This window comes from Cetobacterium sp. ZWU0022 (assembly GCF_000800875.1).
Taxonomy (GTDB): Bacteria; Fusobacteriota; Fusobacteriia; order Fusobacteriales; family Fusobacteriaceae; genus Cetobacterium_A.
On record NZ_JRJZ01000165.1, the window covers coordinates 1 to 15666 of the forward strand.

The 15666-nt window shown below is 35.2% G+C and carries 30 protein-coding genes; all 30 read left to right on the forward strand.

Annotated features, from left to right (window positions below):
* The first annotated feature begins 267 nt into the window (after nt 1–267).
* Nucleotides 268–579 (forward strand): 30S ribosomal protein S10, encoded by a 312-nt coding sequence (gene rpsJ / locus L988_RS11425; protein WP_023050803.1) that lies wholly within the window; start codon nt 268–270, stop codon nt 577–579.
* 176 nt (nt 580–755) lie between these two features.
* Complete coding sequence (rplC, locus tag L988_RS11430; protein WP_047384393.1) at nt 756–1382, forward strand: 50S ribosomal protein L3; 627 nt, start codon at nt 756–758, stop codon at nt 1380–1382.
* A 30-nt stretch (nt 1383–1412) separates the two neighbouring features.
* Nucleotides 1413–2045: a 50S ribosomal protein L4 gene (gene rplD / locus L988_RS11435; RefSeq protein WP_023050805.1), complete on the forward strand. Its 633-nt coding sequence runs from the start codon at nt 1413–1415 to the stop codon at nt 2043–2045.
* The gene (rplW, locus tag L988_RS11440) at nt 2045–2332 is read left to right on the forward strand and encodes a 50S ribosomal protein L23 (protein ID WP_023050806.1); all 288 of its coding nucleotides are present in this window, start codon (nt 2045–2047) and stop codon (nt 2330–2332) included. The genes rplD and rplW overlap by 1 nt, the downstream gene beginning before the upstream one ends.
* Before the next feature lie 95 nt (nt 2333–2427).
* On the forward strand, nt 2428–3258 hold the full coding sequence (rplB, locus tag L988_RS11445) for a 50S ribosomal protein L2 (protein ID WP_047384395.1): 831 nt from the start codon (nt 2428–2430) through the stop codon (nt 3256–3258).
* A gap of 24 nt (nt 3259–3282) precedes the next feature.
* Complete coding sequence (rpsS, locus tag L988_RS11450; RefSeq protein WP_047384397.1) at nt 3283–3564, forward strand: 30S ribosomal protein S19; 282 nt, start codon at nt 3283–3285, stop codon at nt 3562–3564.
* Nucleotides 3565–3611: 47 nt separating this feature from the next.
* Complete coding sequence (rplV, locus tag L988_RS11455) at nt 3612–3944, forward strand: 50S ribosomal protein L22 (RefSeq protein WP_023050809.1); 333 nt, start codon at nt 3612–3614, stop codon at nt 3942–3944.
* A 15-nt stretch (nt 3945–3959) separates the two neighbouring features.
* Nucleotides 3960–4616, forward strand: a complete 657-nt coding sequence (gene rpsC, locus L988_RS11460; RefSeq protein ID WP_047384400.1) for a 30S ribosomal protein S3 — start codon at nt 3960–3962, stop codon at nt 4614–4616.
* Nucleotides 4617–4618: 2 nt separating this feature from the next.
* Nucleotides 4619–5041: a 50S ribosomal protein L16 gene (rplP, locus tag L988_RS11465; RefSeq protein WP_023050811.1), complete on the forward strand. Its 423-nt coding sequence runs from the start codon at nt 4619–4621 to the stop codon at nt 5039–5041.
* Nucleotides 5041–5223 carry a 50S ribosomal protein L29 gene (gene rpmC / locus L988_RS11470; protein WP_023050812.1) on the forward strand — a complete coding sequence of 61 codons (183 nt, stop codon included), beginning with the start codon at nt 5041–5043 and terminating at the stop codon, nt 5221–5223. The genes rplP and rpmC overlap by 1 nt, the downstream gene beginning before the upstream one ends.
* 50 nt (nt 5224–5273) lie before the next feature.
* Nucleotides 5274–5525, forward strand: a complete 252-nt coding sequence (rpsQ, locus tag L988_RS11475; protein WP_081982619.1) for a 30S ribosomal protein S17 — start codon at nt 5274–5276, stop codon at nt 5523–5525.
* Nucleotides 5526–5559: 34 nt separating this feature from the next.
* Nucleotides 5560–5928, forward strand: coding sequence for a 50S ribosomal protein L14 (rplN, locus tag L988_RS11480; RefSeq protein WP_047384403.1), 369 nt, complete (start codon nt 5560–5562; stop codon nt 5926–5928).
* A 22-nt stretch (nt 5929–5950) separates the two neighbouring features.
* Nucleotides 5951–6292 (forward strand): 50S ribosomal protein L24, encoded by a 342-nt coding sequence (rplX, locus tag L988_RS11485; RefSeq protein WP_047384405.1) that lies wholly within the window; start codon nt 5951–5953, stop codon nt 6290–6292.
* 18 nt (nt 6293–6310) lie between these two features.
* Nucleotides 6311–6862, forward strand: coding sequence for a 50S ribosomal protein L5 (rplE, locus tag L988_RS11490; protein WP_047384408.1), 552 nt, complete (start codon nt 6311–6313; stop codon nt 6860–6862).
* 22 nt (nt 6863–6884) lie between these two features.
* Nucleotides 6885–7172 carry a 30S ribosomal protein S14 gene (gene rpsN / locus L988_RS11495; RefSeq protein ID WP_047384409.1) on the forward strand — a complete coding sequence of 96 codons (288 nt, stop codon included), beginning with the start codon at nt 6885–6887 and terminating at the stop codon, nt 7170–7172.
* 23 nt (nt 7173–7195) lie between these two features.
* Nucleotides 7196–7591: a 30S ribosomal protein S8 gene (gene rpsH / locus L988_RS11500; RefSeq protein WP_047384412.1), complete on the forward strand. Its 396-nt coding sequence runs from the start codon at nt 7196–7198 to the stop codon at nt 7589–7591.
* A gap of 18 nt (nt 7592–7609) precedes the next feature.
* A complete protein-coding gene (gene rplF / locus L988_RS11505; RefSeq protein WP_047384414.1) occupies nt 7610–8146 on the forward strand; it encodes a 50S ribosomal protein L6 in 537 nt (178 codons plus the stop codon).
* A gap of 47 nt (nt 8147–8193) precedes the next feature.
* Nucleotides 8194–8562: a 50S ribosomal protein L18 gene (rplR, locus tag L988_RS11510; RefSeq protein ID WP_047384416.1), complete on the forward strand. Its 369-nt coding sequence runs from the start codon at nt 8194–8196 to the stop codon at nt 8560–8562.
* A 24-nt stretch (nt 8563–8586) separates the two neighbouring features.
* Nucleotides 8587–9087 carry a 30S ribosomal protein S5 gene (gene rpsE / locus L988_RS11515; protein ID WP_047384418.1) on the forward strand — a complete coding sequence of 167 codons (501 nt, stop codon included), beginning with the start codon at nt 8587–8589 and terminating at the stop codon, nt 9085–9087.
* Between the two features lie 13 nt (nt 9088–9100).
* Entirely contained in the window at nt 9101–9283 is a 183-nt protein-coding gene (gene rpmD, locus L988_RS11520; protein WP_047384421.1) for a 50S ribosomal protein L30, read from the forward strand.
* 3 nt (nt 9284–9286) lie between these two features.
* A complete protein-coding gene (gene rplO, locus L988_RS11525; protein WP_047384423.1) occupies nt 9287–9766 on the forward strand; it encodes a 50S ribosomal protein L15 in 480 nt (159 codons plus the stop codon).
* A gap of 35 nt (nt 9767–9801) precedes the next feature.
* Nucleotides 9802–11082: a preprotein translocase subunit SecY gene (gene secY, locus L988_RS11530; RefSeq protein WP_047384425.1), complete on the forward strand. Its 1281-nt coding sequence runs from the start codon at nt 9802–9804 to the stop codon at nt 11080–11082.
* A gap of 58 nt (nt 11083–11140) precedes the next feature.
* A complete protein-coding gene (locus tag L988_RS11535) occupies nt 11141–11782 on the forward strand; it encodes an adenylate kinase (RefSeq protein WP_047384426.1) in 642 nt (213 codons plus the stop codon).
* 26 nt (nt 11783–11808) lie between these two features.
* Nucleotides 11809–12576, forward strand: a complete 768-nt coding sequence (map, locus tag L988_RS11540) for a type I methionyl aminopeptidase (RefSeq protein ID WP_047384427.1) — start codon at nt 11809–11811, stop codon at nt 12574–12576.
* Between the two features lie 90 nt (nt 12577–12666).
* Entirely contained in the window at nt 12667–12885 is a 219-nt protein-coding gene (infA, locus tag L988_RS11545) for a translation initiation factor IF-1 (protein ID WP_040407300.1), read from the forward strand.
* 28 nt (nt 12886–12913) lie between these two features.
* Entirely contained in the window at nt 12914–13027 is a 114-nt protein-coding gene (gene rpmJ, locus L988_RS11550) for a 50S ribosomal protein L36 (RefSeq protein ID WP_040407302.1), read from the forward strand.
* A gap of 154 nt (nt 13028–13181) precedes the next feature.
* Nucleotides 13182–13538 carry a 30S ribosomal protein S13 gene (gene rpsM, locus L988_RS11555; protein WP_023050828.1) on the forward strand — a complete coding sequence of 119 codons (357 nt, stop codon included), beginning with the start codon at nt 13182–13184 and terminating at the stop codon, nt 13536–13538.
* Nucleotides 13539–13599: 61 nt separating this feature from the next.
* On the forward strand, nt 13600–13989 hold the full coding sequence (gene rpsK / locus L988_RS11560; protein WP_047384429.1) for a 30S ribosomal protein S11: 390 nt from the start codon (nt 13600–13602) through the stop codon (nt 13987–13989).
* 62 nt (nt 13990–14051) lie between these two features.
* Nucleotides 14052–14639, forward strand: coding sequence for a 30S ribosomal protein S4 (gene rpsD, locus L988_RS11565; RefSeq protein ID WP_047384432.1), 588 nt, complete (start codon nt 14052–14054; stop codon nt 14637–14639).
* Nucleotides 14640–14665: 26 nt separating this feature from the next.
* On the forward strand, nt 14666–15643 hold the full coding sequence (locus L988_RS11570; protein WP_047384433.1) for a DNA-directed RNA polymerase subunit alpha: 978 nt from the start codon (nt 14666–14668) through the stop codon (nt 15641–15643).
* Nucleotides 15644–15666 lie beyond the last annotated feature (23 nt).

Here is a 15666-nt window from a genome sequence, read left to right on the forward strand (position 1 = left end):
AGGAGGAAGAACGGTAGCTTCTGGAGTTGTTGCAGAAATTACTAAGTAATCTTACTTAAATCAAGAATTAAAAACTAAGTGAAATTTAGTTCATATAAAGGGGGACTTAGTCCCCTTTTATAATCCTAAAAAAGCTAAGTAAAAAAACTTTTAAATAAAAGCAAAAAACATTTGCTTTTTGTAAAAAATGTGATATAATTACCAGAGTGTACAAAAGAATTATTTAATTCTTTTAATCGAAACTTTTAAGGAGGTGCGAAAAGTAAAATGGCTTCTAACAAGTTAAGAATTTACTTAAAAGCTTATGATCACACTTTATTAGATCAATCAGCTAAAAAGATAGTAGAAGTAGCAAAGAAATCTGGAGCAGAAATTGCAGGACCTATGCCACTACCTACAAAAATAAAAAAATATACTGTACTTAGATCAGTACACGTAAACAAAGACTCGAGAGAGCAATTCGAGATGAGAGTGCACAGAAGAATGGTAGAGATTAAAAACTCTAACCCTAAGACAATTGCTTCTTTAACAGCAGTTAACTTACCAGCTGGTGTTGGAATCGAAATAAAGCAAGCGTAATAGTTTGTTGAAAAGGTTCTGATGAAAAAAGCAGACAGCTGATTTTCGGGTAATTTGATGCTAAGAATTAAATTATCCTTACAGAATAATACAAGTTGGCGTTTTTTTTAAAGAAAAGTGGTGGAACCACGAGGGCAAGTTGTCAACCAATATATTATTTGATGGAGGTAAAACACATGTCAGGAATTTTAGCAAAAAAAATTGGAATGACTCAAATTTTCGAAGATGGAAAATTTATTCCAGTTACTGTTGTTGAAGCTGGACCTAACTTTGTTCTTCAAAAGAAGACTGCAGAGAACGACGGATACACAGCTTTACAATTAGGATTTGACGAAAAAAGAGAAAAAAATACTACAAAGCCATTAATGGGAATTTTTAACAAAGCTGGTGTAAAGCCGTTAAGATTTGTTAAAGAGTTAAAAGTTGATTCAGTAGAAGGAATCGAACTTGGACAAGAGATCAAAGTGGATACTTTAGCAGAGGTTGCTTTCGTAGACATTACTGGTACTTCAAAAGGTAAAGGAACTTCAGGGGTTATGAAGAGACATAACTTCAGTGGAAACAGAGCTTCACACGGGGTTTCAAGAAACCACAGACTTGGAGGATCAATAGGAATGTCGTCTTGGCCTGGAAAAGTTCTTAAGAACAAAAAAATGGCTGGACAATACGGAAATGCAACTGTAACAGTTCAAAACTTAAAAATTGTTAAAGTTGACGCAGAAAACAACTTACTACTAATTAAAGGTGCAGTACCTGGTCCAAAGAACGGATATATCGTTGTTAAACCGGCTGTAAAGAAATAATTAGTTAGTAGATGAGGAAGGAGGAAAATAATGGCAGTTTTAAACATATATGACTTAGCAGGTAACCAAACTGGTACTGTAGAAGTTAAAGATTCTGTATTTGGAATCGAGCCTAATCAAGCAGTATTACATGAAGTATTAACTGCAGAGTTAGCAGCTGCTAGACAAGGAACTGCAGCTACTAAAACTAGAGCTATGGTTAAAGGTGGAGGAAGAAAGCCTTTCAAACAAAAAGGAACTGGAAGAGCTAGACAAGGTTCTATCAGAGCTCCACACATGGTAGGTGGAGGAGTTACTTTCGGACCACAACCAAGATCATACGAGAAAAAAGTAAACAAAAAAGTAAGAAACCTTGCTTTAAGATCAGCACTTTCTGCGAAAGTTGCTGCTGGAGAAATCTTAGTTCTTGATGGAACTATCGAAGCTCCAAAAACAAAAACAATAATCGCTTTAACTAACGCTTTAACAGCTAACACAAAGCAATTATTCGTTGTAAATGACCTTGCTACAGAAGCTGATTACAACTTATACTTATCAGCTAGAAACTTAGAGAACGCAGTAGTTCTTCAACCAAATGAGATTGGAGTTTACTGGTTATTAAAGCAAGAGAAAGTTATCGTAACTAAGGAAGCGTTAACGACAATCGAGGAGGTGCTTGCATAATGACTGCTTACGATATCGTAAAGAAGCCTGTAATCACTGAAAAAACTGAGATTTTAAGAAGAGATTACAACAAGTACACATTTGAGGTAAGTCCAAAAGCAAATAAAGTTGAGATCAGAAAAGCTATCGAAACTATATTTAACGTAAAAGTTGAATCTGTAGCTACAATCAATGTAAAGCCAGTTACTAAAAGACATGGAATGAAACTTTACAAGACTCAAGCTAAGAAAAAAGCTATTGTTAAATTAGCTGCTGGAAACACAATAACTTACTTCGCAGAAGTATAATTGAAAAATAATTAGAAGTTTAGTTCTTTATAATAATAAAATAAGGATAAAGCTAAAGATAATTATAGGTCAGGAAATTTTGGAGGTTAACAAAGATGGCAATTAGAAAGTTAAATGCTATAACTAATGGTACTAGACATATGTCTAGATTAGTTAACGAAGATTTAGATAAAGTTAGACCTGAAAAGTCTTTAACTACTCCATTAAAATCTGCTTATGGTAGAGATAACTATGGACACAGAACTTGTAGAAATAGAGACAAGGGACACAAAAGACTTTACAGAATCATCGACTTTAAAAGAAATAAATTAGATGTACCTGCAAAGGTAGTATCACTTGAGTACGATCCAAATAGAACGGCAAACATCGCTCTATTATCGTACGCAGATGGAGAAAAGAGATATATTCTTGCTCCAAAGGGACTTAAGAAAGGTGATATCGTAATGGCTGGTTCAAATGCTGAAATAAAGCCAGGAAATGCTCTTAAATTAAAAGAGATGCCTGTTGGATCACAGATACACAACGTTGAGTTACAAAGAGGAAAGGGTGGACAATTAGTTAGATCTGCAGGAACTGCAGCAAGACTAGTTGCAAAAGAAGGAACTTACTGTCACGTTCAGTTACCATCAGGTGAATTAAGATTAGTTCACGGAGAATGTATGGCAACTATCGGTGAAGTAGGAAACTCTGAGCACAGCCTAGTTTCACTAGGTAAAGCTGGAAGAAACAGACACAAAGGAAGAAGACCTCACGTTAGAGGATCTGTAATGAACCCTTGTGATCACCCACACGGTGGAGGAGAAGGTAAAGCTCCAGTAGGAAGAAAATCTCCAATGACTCCTTGGGGTAAACCAGCTCATGGTGTTAAGACAAGAGGAAGAAAAACTTCTGACAAGTTTATCGTAAGAAGAAGAAACGAAAAGTAATTTTCGAGAGGAGGCTAATAGGTAATGGCTAGATCATTAAAAAAAGGACCTTTTTGTGACCACCACTTAATGAAGAAAGTTGACGAAGCAGTTGCTACTGAAAATATAAAAGCGGTAATAAAAACTTGGTCAAGAAGATCAACTATATTCCCTAACTTTATAGGATTAACTTTCGGTGTTTACAATGGAAAGAAACATATACCAGTTCATGTAACAGAGCAAATGGTTGGACATAAACTAGGTGAGTTCGCACCAACTAGAACATACTATGGTCACGGTGTAGACAAAAAGAAAAAGAAAAAATAATCGATTTTAATAGAATAAATTGATAGTAGAAAAAGGAGGTTGGACTAGTGGAAGCTAGAGCAATAACTAGATTCGTAAGATTATCTCCAAGAAAAGCTAGACTTGTAGCAGACTTAGTGAGAGGAAAATCAGCATTAGAAGCTTTAGATACGTTAGAATTTACTAACAAAAAAGCAGCTAGATTTATAAAGAAAACACTAGCATCAGCAATTGCTAATGCAACTAACAACTTCAATATGGACGAAGAAAAGTTAGTAGTATCAACTATAATGATAAATGACGGACCAGCTCTAAAAAGAATCATGCCTAGAGCAATGGGAAGAGCAGATATAATAAGAAAACCAACAGCACACATTGTTGTGGCAGTGTCTGAAAAGTAGTAAGGAGGTAAGACTGTGGGACAAAAAGTAGACCCTAGAGGACTGAGACTTGGAATAACAAGAACTTGGGATTCTATCTGGTATGCAGATAAAAAAGAATACGCAAAGTTCTTCCATGAAGATACAAAGATCAGAGAAATGATCAAAAAGAACTACTTCCACGCGGGAATTTCGAAGGTAAAAATCGAGAGAACTTCTCCATCACACGTTGTAGTTTTAATACACACAGCTAAAGCTGGTATAATCATCGGAAGAAAAGGTTCTGAAATAGAATCTTTAAGAGCTAAACTTGAGACATTAACTGGAAGAAAAGTTACAGTTAAAGTTCAAGAAGTTAAAGAATTTAACAAAGATGCAACTTTAGTTGCTGAAAACATCGCTACATCTATCGAGAAAAGGGTAGCATATAAGAGAGCAGTAAGCCAAGCTGTTATGAGAGCAATGAAGTCTGGAGCAAAAGGAATCAAAGTTATGGTTTCTGGAAGATTAAATGGTGCTGAGATCGCAAGATCTGAGTGGGTAGTAGAAGGTAAAGTACCTCTACATACACTAAGAGCAGATATCGACTACGCTACAGCTACAGCTCATACAACTTATGGAGCTCTTGGAATCAAGGTTTGGATCTTCCACGGTGAAGTACTTCCAACTAAGAAGGAAGGAGGGGAAGCGTAATCATGTTAATGCCTAAAAGAACGAAACATAGAAAAATGTTTAGAGGAAGAATGAAGGGTACAGCTCAAAGAGGTAACACTGTTGCTTTCGGAGATTACGGATTACAAGCCCTTGAGCCAGCATGGATAACAAACAGACAGATCGAGTCTTGTAGAGTTGGAATCAACAGAACATTCAAAAGAGAAGGTAAGACTTTCATAAGAATATTCCCTGATAAGCCAATCACTGCTAGACCAGCTGGAGTGAGAATGGGTAAAGGTAAAGGAAACGTAGAAGGTTGGGTAGCAGTAGTTAAACCTGGAAGAATAATGTTCGAGGTATCTGGTGTTACTGAAGAGAAAGCTATAGCAGCTTTAAGAAAAGCTTCTATGAAACTTCCTATCAGATGTAAGATTGTAAAAAGAGAGAATGGTGGTGAGAACTAATGAGAGCTAAGGAAATAAGAGAAATATCTACTGAAGACTTAGTAGTAAAGTGTAAAGAGCTTAAGGAAGAATTATTCAACCTAAAGTTCCAACTTTCATTAGGACAAGTAACTAACACTGCTAAGATAAGAGAAGTAAGAAGAGAGATCGCAAGAATAAACACTATATTAAACGAAAGATAATTAAATCTTTTGTTTACAATATAGATTCTTAAGAAGAGGAGGTCAAAATCTTGAGAAACGAGAGAAAATTAAGAGAAGGAATCGTTGTTTCAGATAAGATGGACAAGACGATAGTTGTTGCTATCGAAACAATGACATTACACCCAATCTATAAAAAGAGAGTTAAGAAGACTATGAAGTTCAAAGCACATGACGAGAACAACGTAGCTCAAACTGGAGATAAAGTAAGAATCATGGAAACTAGACCATTATCTAGAGATAAGAGATGGAGACTAGTTGATATTATAGAGAAAGCTAGATAATAATCCAAATTATTGTTGAGAGGAGGATAATTTAATGGTACAACAACAAACTATCCTTAATGTTGCTGATAACTCGGGAGCTAAAAAACTTATGGTTATAAGAGTTCTTGGAGGATCTAGAAGAAGATTCGGTAGAATCGGTGACATTGTTGTGGCATCAGTTAAGGAAGCAATACCTGGTGGAAACGTTAAAAAAGGAGACGTAGTAAAGGCAGTTATTGTTAGAACTAAAAAAGAATTAAGAAGAGAAGATGGATCATACATTAAGTTTGATGACAACGCAGCTGTTGTTTTAAACAATAACAATGAACCAAAAGCAACAAGAATATTCGGACCAGTTGCAAGAGAATTAAGAGCTAAAGACTTCATGAAGATAGTATCACTAGCTCCAGAAGTAATATAATTGAGAGAGGAGGCTAATTGTCGTGGCTAAACCTAAGATTAAATTTGTACCAGATTCATTACATGTAAAAACTGGAGATACAGTTTTCGTAATATCTGGAAAAGATAAAGGTAAAACAGGTAAGGTAGTAAAAGTGTTCCCTAAAAAAGGAAAAATCGTTGTTGAGAACATCAACATGGTTACAAAGCACATGAAACCTTCACAAATAAACCCACAAGGTGGAGTTGTAACTAAACCAGCTCCAATGTTCTCTTCAAAAGTAATGTTATTTGATGAGAAAGCTGGTAAACCAACTAGAGTTGGATACAAGTTTGTGGACGGTAAAAAAGTAAGATACTCTAAAGTATCTGGAGAAACTTTATAAGAGAGGAGGAGAACGTAAGTGTCTAAATACGTTTCTAGATATCACAAGTTATATAACGATACAATAGTTGCTAACTTAATGAAAGAGTTAGGATTATCAAACGTTATGGAATGTCCAAAATTAGACAGAATCGTTGTTAACATGGGAGTAGGAGAGGCAACTCAAAACTCTAAGTTAATCGATGCTGCAATGGCTGATTTAGCAATAATCACAGGACAAAAACCAGTTGTAAGAAAAGCAAAAAAATCAGAAGCTGGATTTAAGTTAAGAGAAGGAATGCCAATCGGTGCAAAAGTTACTTTAAGAAAAGAGAGAATGTACGATTTTCTAGATAGATTAGTAAATGTAGTTCTTCCAAGAGTAAGAGACTTCGAAGGAGTTCCAGCGGATTCATTCGACGGAAGAGGAAACTACTCTTTAGGATTAAGAGATCAATTAGTTTTCCCTGAGATCGAGTTTGATAAAGTTGACAAGCTTTTAGGAATGTCTATCACTATAGTATCTTCAGCTAAAACAGATGAAGAAGGAAGAGCTTTACTTAAGGCATTCGGAATGCCTTTCAAAAAGTAAATAGTGAGGAGGTTAAGAATAAATGGCTAAAAAGTCAATGATCGCTAGAGAAGCAAAAAGAACAACTTTATGCGATAAATATGCTGAAAAAAGAGCTGAACTGAAGAAGAGAATCAACGAGGGAGATATGGAAGCTATGTTTGAGCTAAACAAATTACCTAAGAACTCTTCAGAAGTTAGAAAGAAAAATAGATGTCAATTAGATGGAAGACCAAGAGGATTCATGAGAGAATTCGGAATTTCGAGAGTTAAGTTCAGACAATTAGCAGGTGCTGGACTTATTCCAGGTGTAAAGAAATCATCTTGGTAATTGATGAAAGGAGGATTTAATAGATGTTTTTAACAGATCCAATTGCAGATATGTTAACAAGAGTTAGAAATGCAAATGCTGTAATGCACGAGAAAACAGATGTTCCTCACTCTAACATGAAAGAGAAAATCGCTGAGATTTTAAAAGAAGAGGGATATATTTCTAACTACAAAATTGTAACAGATGGAAATAAAAAGAATATAAGAGTATACTTAAAGTATGACGGAAAAGAAAGAGTAATCAAAGGAATCAAGAGAATATCTAAGCCAGGAAGAAGAGTTTATTCTTCTGTAGAAGATATGCCAAGAGTATTATCAGGTTTAGGAATTGCTATCGTTTCAACTTCTAGAGGAATCGTAACAGATAGAGTTGCTAGAAGAGAAAACGTTGGTGGAGAAATTCTTGCATTCGTTTGGTAATAACTAGGAGGTAGCCATATGTCAAGAGTAGGTAAAAAGATCATAGTGGTACCTGCTGGGGTAGAAGTTACAGTAGCTGCAGGAAATGTAGTTACTGTAAAAGGACCTAAAGGTACTTTAACTAAGAATTTTAACGAAGAGTTAACAATAAACGTAGAGAACAACGAAATTACAGTTGCTAGACCAAATGACTTACCAGCTGTAAGAGCTATACACGGAACTACAAGAGCTCTATTAAACAACATGGTTGTTGGAGTTTCTGAAGGGTTCAAGAAAACTCTTACTTTAGTAGGGGTTGGATACAGAGCTACTGAGAAAAATGCTGGATTAGAGATGGCTTTAGGTTATTCTCACCCAGTTGTAATCGATGCTGTTGAAGGAATCAAAATGACAGTTGAGAAAAATACAACTATCCACATTGAAGGTATAGAGAAAGATGTAGTAGGACAAGTTGCTGCTGACATCAGATCTAAGAGAGCTCCAGAGCCTTACAAAGGTAAAGGAGTTAAGTATTCTGACGAAGTAATCAGAAGAAAAGAAGGTAAGAAATCATAATACTAACTAAATATAGTTAGTATGCTGAGAATAAGGAGGTTAAAACGTTGTTTAAGAAAGTTAATAGAGACGCTATTAGAAGAAGAAAGCACTTATCTATCAGAAACAAAATTTCTGGTACAGCAGAGAGACCAAGACTTTCTATATATAGATCAAACAACAACATCTTTGCTCAATTAGTTGATGACGTAAATGGAGTAACTTTAGTTTCTGCATCTACAATAGCTAAAGAGATCAAAGGAGATGTAAAACACGGTGGAAACATCGAGTCTGCTAAGCTTGTTGGAAAGCTAATAGCTGAAAGAGCTGTAGCAAAAAATATATCTGTTATCGTATTTGACAGATCTGGTTATAAATACACAGGAAGAGTAGCTGCCCTTGCAGAGGCTGCAAGAGAAGCAGGACTTAAATTCTAATTCTTGTAGAGAGGAGGACTTCACTTGTCTAAGTTAGTTAAAGAAGAAAAACAATTTCAAGAGAAATTATTAAAGATTTCTAGAGTTTCTAAGACAACTAAAGGAGGAAGAACAATATCTTTCTCAGTTTTAGCTGCTGTAGGAGACGCTGAAGGAAACGTAGGAATGGGATTAGGAAAAGCGAATGGTGTACCTGATGCAATCAGAAAAGCAATCGCTGCTGCTAAGAAAAACATGGTAAAGGTTTCGTTAAAAGGAACTACTATTCCTCATGAAATCGTTGGTAAGTGGGGAGCAACATCAATTTGGATGGCACCAGCTTATGAAGGTACTGGAGTTATCGCAGGATCATCTTGTAGAGAGATTCTTGAGTTAGCAGGAGTACACAACATCCTTACAAAAATAAAAGGATCAAGAAACAAGCACAACGTTGCAAGAGCTACAATCGAAGGATTAGCAGCATTAAGAACTGCTGAAGAAGTTGCAGCTTTAAGAGGAAAAGAAGTAAAGGAAATCTTAAGCTAGGAGGTAAAAAAAGATGGCAAAGCTTAGAATAGAGCTTGTAAAAAGCATAATCGGAAGAAAGCCTAACCATATAGCTACTGCAAAGTCGCTAGGGCTTAAGAAGATGAATGATGTTAGAGAGCATAACGTGACTCCAGAATTAATGGGGAAAATCGCTCTAATTTCTTACCTAATAAAAGTAGAGGAGGTGCAATAATCAATGAAATTAAATGAATTAAAGCCTTCTGTACCAAGAAAAGCTAGAAAAAGAATCGGAAGAGGAGAGTCTTCAGGTTTAGGAAAAACTGCTGGAAAAGGAAGCAATGGTCAAAACTCTAGAGCTGGAGGAGGGGTAAAACCTTACTTCGAGGGTGGACAAATGCCTTTATATAGAAGAACTCCAAAGAGAGGATTCTCTAACGCTATATTCAGAAAAGATTATGCAGTAATAAACTTATGTGATTTAAATAGATTCGAAGAGGGAACTGAAGTAACTCCTGAGCTATTAGTAGCAGCTGGAATTATCAAGAAAACTCTTGCAGGAATCAAAGTTTTAGGAAACGGAGAGCTAGAAAAGAAAGTTTCTGTAAAAGCTCATAAAGTTTCTGCTTCTGCAAAAGCAGCTATCGAAGCAAAAGGTGGATCTGTAGAAATTATAGAAGTAAAAACTTTTGCTGATGTAGCAAAAAATAACAAGTAATAAGAACTAGTTATTTCAATGTGAGGTGAAGAATTTTGGGTTTAATTGAAAAGTTTGAAACGAAGCTTAGAGGTATATTTAAAATTCCGGAACTGAGAGAGAGAATCATCTTCACCTTATTAATGTTCCTAGTAGCTAGGGTAGGGACATATATCCCTGCTCCTGGTGTGGACATTGATCGTTTGGCTCAAATGACTGCGCAGAGTGATTTACTAGGATATATTAATATGTTCTCAGGTGGGGCATTCCAAAGAGTATCTATATTTGCATTGGGAATTGTACCATATATCAATTCATCAATTGTATTTAGCTTACTTGCTGTAATTATTCCTAAAATTGAAGAGATTCAAAAAGAGGGAGAATCAGGAAGAAACAAGATTACTCAATGGACAAGATATCTGACAATTGTAATAGCTATAGTCCAAGGAATTGGAGTATGCACTTGGTTACAATCAGTAGGATTAGTAACAACACCAGGGTTTACATTTTTCTTATCAACGATAACAACTTTAACGGCAGGAACAATATTTTTAATGTGGGTAGGGGAACAAATATCTATCAAAGGGATAGGTAATGGAGTTTCGCTACTAATCTTTTTAAATGTTATTTCGGGAGCCCCAGGAGCTGTTATTCAAACTATACAAGATATGAGAGGGAGTAAGTTTCTTATTCCTGTTTTGTTATTAGTGGGGGTTGCTGCAGTTTTAACGATTGCAGGAATTGTTGTTTTCCAATTAGGACAAAGAAAAATACCAGTTCACTATGTAGGAAGAGGATTTGCTGGAAATAATGGAATGGGTCAGAACTCATATATCCCATTGAAATTAAATAGTTCAGGTGTTATGCCTGTAATATTTGCTTCAGTGGTTATGATGATACCTTCTTTAGTAGTAAACGTTCTTCCAGGAGAGTTTTCTGGAAAAGTAGTACTTGCTAGAATATTTAGTGACCAGCATCCTGTATATTTAATACTATTTGCTGCTGTAATTATATTCTTCTCGTTCTTCTACACTTCTATAGTTTTCGATCCTGAAAAGGTTGCAGAAAATTTAAAGCAAGGTGGAGGTACGATTCCAAGTATTAGACCTGGAGCAGATACAGCTGATTATCTTGAAGGAGTTGTAACTAGAATAACTTGGGGTGGAGCTATTTTCTTAGCTTTAATCGCAATTGCACCAATGGTCCTATTTAAGGCTTTTGGACTACCAGTATTCTTTGGTGGAACAGGGATTATAATAGTAGTAGGGGTTGCACTAGATACAGTACAACAGATAGATGCTCATCTTATCATGAAAGAGTATAAAGGATTTTTATAAAATCTAGGCACGGCATAAGTCGTGCCCTTTTTATTTAAAATAAAGGAGATGAAACTAAATGAACATAATGTTATTTGGAGCACCTGGTGCAGGAAAAGGAACTCAAGCAAAATTTATAATTGATAAGTATGGAATTCCTCAAATTTCAACTGGAGATATGCTAAGAGCAGCGATATCAGAAGGAACTGAAATGGGAATGGAAGCTAAAAAATTTATGGATGAAGGTAAATTAGTTCCAGATTCAACAATAATAGGAATAATAAAGGATAGATTATCTCAAGAAGATTGTAAAAAAGGATTTATCTTAGATGGGTTCCCAAGAACTTTAGCTCAAGCAGAAGCTTTAGAGGTACTTTTAAAAGATCTTAACATGAACTTAGACAAAGTTATTTCTTTAAATGTTCCAGACGAATTAATCGTTGGAAGAGTTGTAGGAAGAAAAGTTTGTCCAAGCTGTGGAGCATCTTTCCATGTTGTAAATAACCCTCCAAAAGTAGAGGATAAATGTGATTACTGTGGAGCAGATTTAATAGTAAGAAAAGATGATAACAAAGAGACTGTAGAAAACAGACTATCAGCTTATCACGAGCAAACAGCACCATTATTTAACTTCTATACTGAAAGAGGAGTAATGGTTGAATTAGATGGAACTAAAGAGATCAATGAAATTGCAAAGGAAATCTTTAATATTTTAGGATAATTTTTAGATATCTAGAAAGGAAGAATATGGTTATAATAAAAACTAGAGAAGAGATTGAAAAAATCAAAAAACCATGTCAATTAATTGCTAAATTATATTCAGAGTATTTACCTCAGTTTATAAAACCAGGTATTTCAACATATGAATTAAATAAAATTATTGAAAACTATCTAATCGAGAATGGAGCAGAACTAGCAACTGTAGGAGTTGGCGGACCAATAAATCCTTATCCTGCAGGATCTTGTATCTCTGTAAACGAAGAAGTAGTTCATGGGATTCCAAAAGAAAGTAGAATTCTTCAAGAAGGGGATATTATAAGTGTTGATGTAGTGGCTAGAATGGATGGTTTCTATGGAGATTCAGCAATTACATTCCCTGTAGGAAAGATTGATGACGAGTCACAAAAATTAATCGATGTTACAAAAGAAGCAAGAAGAATTGGAATAGAGCAGGTATTTGCAGGAAACAGATTAGGAGATGTAGGAAATGCAATCCAAAAATATGTTGAAGCAAATGGATTTACTGTAGTAAAAGATTTTGCTGGGCATGGAGTGGGTAAAGCTATGCATGAAGATCCTTGTATACCAAACTACGGAAGAAAAGGTAGAGGTTTAAAAATCGAGGAAGGAATGGTTTTAGCTATAGAACCGATGGTAAATATTGGTACCTACAAAGTGAATATAATCGATGATGGGTGGACAGTAGTGACAAGAGATGGAAAGCGTTCGGCGCACTTCGAGCACACTGTTGCCGTAATAGATGGGAAGCCAGTTATTTTAACGGAATTAGACTAGTAAATACATCAAAAAATAGTTAAAAATTAGCTAGACTTTTTGTAAAATAAATGTTAAAATAATATGAATTTCTGTTCGATAGGAGGTAGTATGTCGAAAAAGGATGTTATCGAATTAGAAGGAACTATATTAGAGGCCCTTCCAAATGCGATGTTTAAAGTAGAATTAGAGAATGGACACACAATTTTAGGGCACATTTCTGGAAAAATGAGAATGAACTACATTAAAATTTTACCAGGAGACAAAGTAACGGTACAAATTTCTCCATATGATTTATCTAGGGGAAGAATAGTATACAGAAAAAAGTAAAGTTATGATCACGAGAGGAGGTAATTAAGTGAAAGTAAGAGTATCAATTAAGCCTATTTGTGACAAATGTAAAGTTATCAAGAGACACGGGAAAATCAGAGTTATCTGTGAAAACCCTAAGCACAAACAAGTACAAGGATAACTTGAAAAGTTTTGCAAACTAGTACTGACATGGGAAGTACTGTAAAGGTATGTTAGGCTGTAGAGCTAGTACTCGAAAGAGGCATACCGAAGAAAGTCTTAGTCAGTTTATATACTGACGGATATATAAAATTTTCGGAAGAGGAGGAAGAATTTTGGCTAGAATCGCAGGAGTAGATATTCCTAGAAACAAAAGAATAGAGATTGCTTTAACTTATGTTTACGGAATTGGAAAACCAACTTCACAAAAAGTATTAACAGAAGCAGGAGTAAACTTTGACACTAGAGTAAAGGATTTAACTGAAGAAGAGTTAAACAAAATCAGAGCCATTGTTGAAACTATCAAGGTAGAGGGAGATCTTAGAAAAGAGATCAGACTTGCAATAAAGAGACTTATGGACATCAGATGTTACAGAGGTTCAAGACACAAGATGAACTTACCAGTAAGAGGACAAAAGTCAAAAACAAATGCAAGAACTAGAAAAGGTCCTAAAAAACCTATAAAGAGATAGTTTTAAGCTAATTATAGTATAGTTAAAAACGGAATTTTATCGTAAGGAGGTAGCTTAAAAAATGGCTAAGAAAAAAGTAGCTAAAATCAAAAAGAAATTGAAAAATATTCCTAACGGAGTAGCTCATATACACTCAACTTTCAACAACACAATAGTAGCAATTACTGATGTGGATGGTAAAGTAGTAAGTTGGAAATCAGGAGGAACTTCTGGTTTCAAAGGAACTAAAAAAGGAACTCCATTCGCGGCTCAAATCGCAGCAGAGCAAGCAGCTCAAATCGCAATGGAAAACGGAATGAAGAAGGTTGAAGTAAAAGTGAAAGGACCTGGATCAGGTAGAGAAGCATGTATCAGATCTCTACAAGCAGCAGGATTAGAAGTTACAAAAATAACTGATGTAACTCCAGTTCCACACAACGGATGTAGACCACCAAAAAGAAGAAGAGTGTAATAACACTTTTTAAGCTCATTATCGTAGTAATTTATTAAAGTGTAAGGAGGAACAATAAAGAGATGGCAAGAAATAGACAACCTGTTTTAAAGAAATGTAGAGCTCTTGGAATTGATCCAGTTATCTTAGGAGTAAACAAATCTTCTAACAGAGGACCAAGACCAAATGCAAACAAAAAGCCTACAGAGTATGCAATTCAGTTAAACGAAAAGCAAAAAGCTAAATTTATATACAATGTAATGGAGAAGCAATTCAGAAAATTATATGATGAGGCTTCAAGAAAGGATGGAGTTACTGGTTTAACTTTAATCCAATACTTAGAGAGAAGATTAGAGAACGTAGTTTACAGACTAGGGTTCGCTAAAACTAGAAGACAAGCTAGACAAGTTGTGTCTCATGGACACGTTGCTGTTAACGGAAGAAGAGTTAACATTGCATCTTACAGAGTAAAAGCAGGGGACGTAGTATCAGTAATTGAGAACTCAAAGAACATTGAGTTAATCAAAACTGCAATAGAAGAGAAAGCAGTTCCAGCATGGTTAGAGTTAGATAAAGCTAACTTCGCAGGAAAAGTTCTTCAGAACCCAACTAAAGACGACTTAGATTTCGATCTAAACGAAGCTTTAATAGTTGAGTTCTATTCAAGATAATAAATCCTTTGACAGGAGTTGATTAAATGTTAAAAATAGAAAAACATGCTAAGGGTATTAACATTACCGAATTAAAAACAAGTGACTTTTCAGGTCAATATGTTATAGAACCTTTATATAGAGGATATGGACATACAATTGGTAATGCTTTGAGAAGAGTTTTACTATCATCTATACCAGGTGCTGCCATTAAAGGAGTTAGAATTGATGGAGTACTAAGCGAGTTTTCAGTTATGGAAGGTGTTAAAGAGGCCGTTACTGAAATAATGCTAAATGTTAAAGAGGTAGTAGTAAAGGCAGAAACTGCTGGAGAAAGAAAAATGACTCTTTCTGCAAAGGGACCTAAGACTGTTACAGCTGCTGATATAATACCAGATATTGGACTAGAAATTGTAAATCCTGATCAAATCATCTGTACATTAACTACAGATAGAGAGATCGATATGGAGTTTATAGTTGATACTGGTGAAGGATTTGTTGTTGCTGAAGAGATAGAGAAAAAAGATTGGGCTGTAGATTTTATAGCAGTTGATGCTATATATACACCAATCAAAAAAGTTTCTTACTCAGTTCAGGATACAATGGTTGGAAGAATGACTGATTTCGACAAGTTAACTTTAGATATCGAAACTGATGGAAGTGTAGAAATAAGAGATGCAATCTCTTACGCTATTGAACTTCTGAAGTATCATTTAGACCCATTCCTAGACTTAGGAAATAGAATGGACCACTTAAGAGTAGATCTTGAGGAAGAAGAGGAAACACCTACATCAACAAACAAAAATGATGATGTAATGAATACAAGAATAGAAGAGCTAGATTTAACAGTTAGATCATTTAACTGTTTAAAGAAAGCTGGAATAGAAGAAGTAGGACAATTGGCTAAAATGACAATGAACGAACTTCTAAAAATAAAAAATCTAGGAAGAAAATCACTAGATGAGATCCTTGAAAAAATGAAAGAACTTGGGTTCGATCTAAATGGAAATGGATCTGTAGAATAATTAGATAAGGAGGCTAACTGACT

Coding starts and splice junctions, on each gene's coding strand:
- rpsK (WP_047384429.1), top strand. CDS start 13,600: ATGGCTAAGAAAAAAGTAGCTAAAATCAAAAAGAAATTGAAAAATATT.
- rpmD (WP_047384421.1), top strand. CDS start 9,101: ATGGCAAAGCTTAGAATAGAGCTTGTAAAAAGCATAATCGGAAGAAAG.
- rplW (WP_023050806.1), top strand. CDS start 2,045: ATGACTGCTTACGATATCGTAAAGAAGCCTGTAATCACTGAAAAAACT.
- rpsN (WP_047384409.1), top strand. CDS start 6,885: ATGGCTAAAAAGTCAATGATCGCTAGAGAAGCAAAAAGAACAACTTTA.
- infA (WP_040407300.1), top strand. CDS start 12,667: ATGTCGAAAAAGGATGTTATCGAATTAGAAGGAACTATATTAGAGGCC.
- rplB (WP_047384395.1), top strand. CDS start 2,428: ATGGCAATTAGAAAGTTAAATGCTATAACTAATGGTACTAGACATATG.
- rplF (WP_047384414.1), top strand. CDS start 7,610: ATGTCAAGAGTAGGTAAAAAGATCATAGTGGTACCTGCTGGGGTAGAA.
- L988_RS11535 (WP_047384426.1), top strand. CDS start 11,141: ATGAACATAATGTTATTTGGAGCACCTGGTGCAGGAAAAGGAACTCAA.
- rpsD (WP_047384432.1), top strand. CDS start 14,052: ATGGCAAGAAATAGACAACCTGTTTTAAAGAAATGTAGAGCTCTTGGA.
- rplP (WP_023050811.1), top strand. CDS start 4,619: ATGTTAATGCCTAAAAGAACGAAACATAGAAAAATGTTTAGAGGAAGA.
- L988_RS11570 (WP_047384433.1), top strand. CDS start 14,666: ATGTTAAAAATAGAAAAACATGCTAAGGGTATTAACATTACCGAATTA.
- rplD (WP_023050805.1), top strand. CDS start 1,413: ATGGCAGTTTTAAACATATATGACTTAGCAGGTAACCAAACTGGTACT.
- rplN (WP_047384403.1), top strand. CDS start 5,560: ATGGTACAACAACAAACTATCCTTAATGTTGCTGATAACTCGGGAGCT.
- rpsJ (WP_023050803.1), top strand. CDS start 268: ATGGCTTCTAACAAGTTAAGAATTTACTTAAAAGCTTATGATCACACT.
- rpmC (WP_023050812.1), top strand. CDS start 5,041: ATGAGAGCTAAGGAAATAAGAGAAATATCTACTGAAGACTTAGTAGTA.
- rpsS (WP_047384397.1), top strand. CDS start 3,283: ATGGCTAGATCATTAAAAAAAGGACCTTTTTGTGACCACCACTTAATG.
- map (WP_047384427.1), top strand. CDS start 11,809: ATGGTTATAATAAAAACTAGAGAAGAGATTGAAAAAATCAAAAAACCA.
- rplO (WP_047384423.1), top strand. CDS start 9,287: ATGAAATTAAATGAATTAAAGCCTTCTGTACCAAGAAAAGCTAGAAAA.
- rplC (WP_047384393.1), top strand. CDS start 756: ATGTCAGGAATTTTAGCAAAAAAAATTGGAATGACTCAAATTTTCGAA.
- rpsH (WP_047384412.1), top strand. CDS start 7,196: ATGTTTTTAACAGATCCAATTGCAGATATGTTAACAAGAGTTAGAAAT.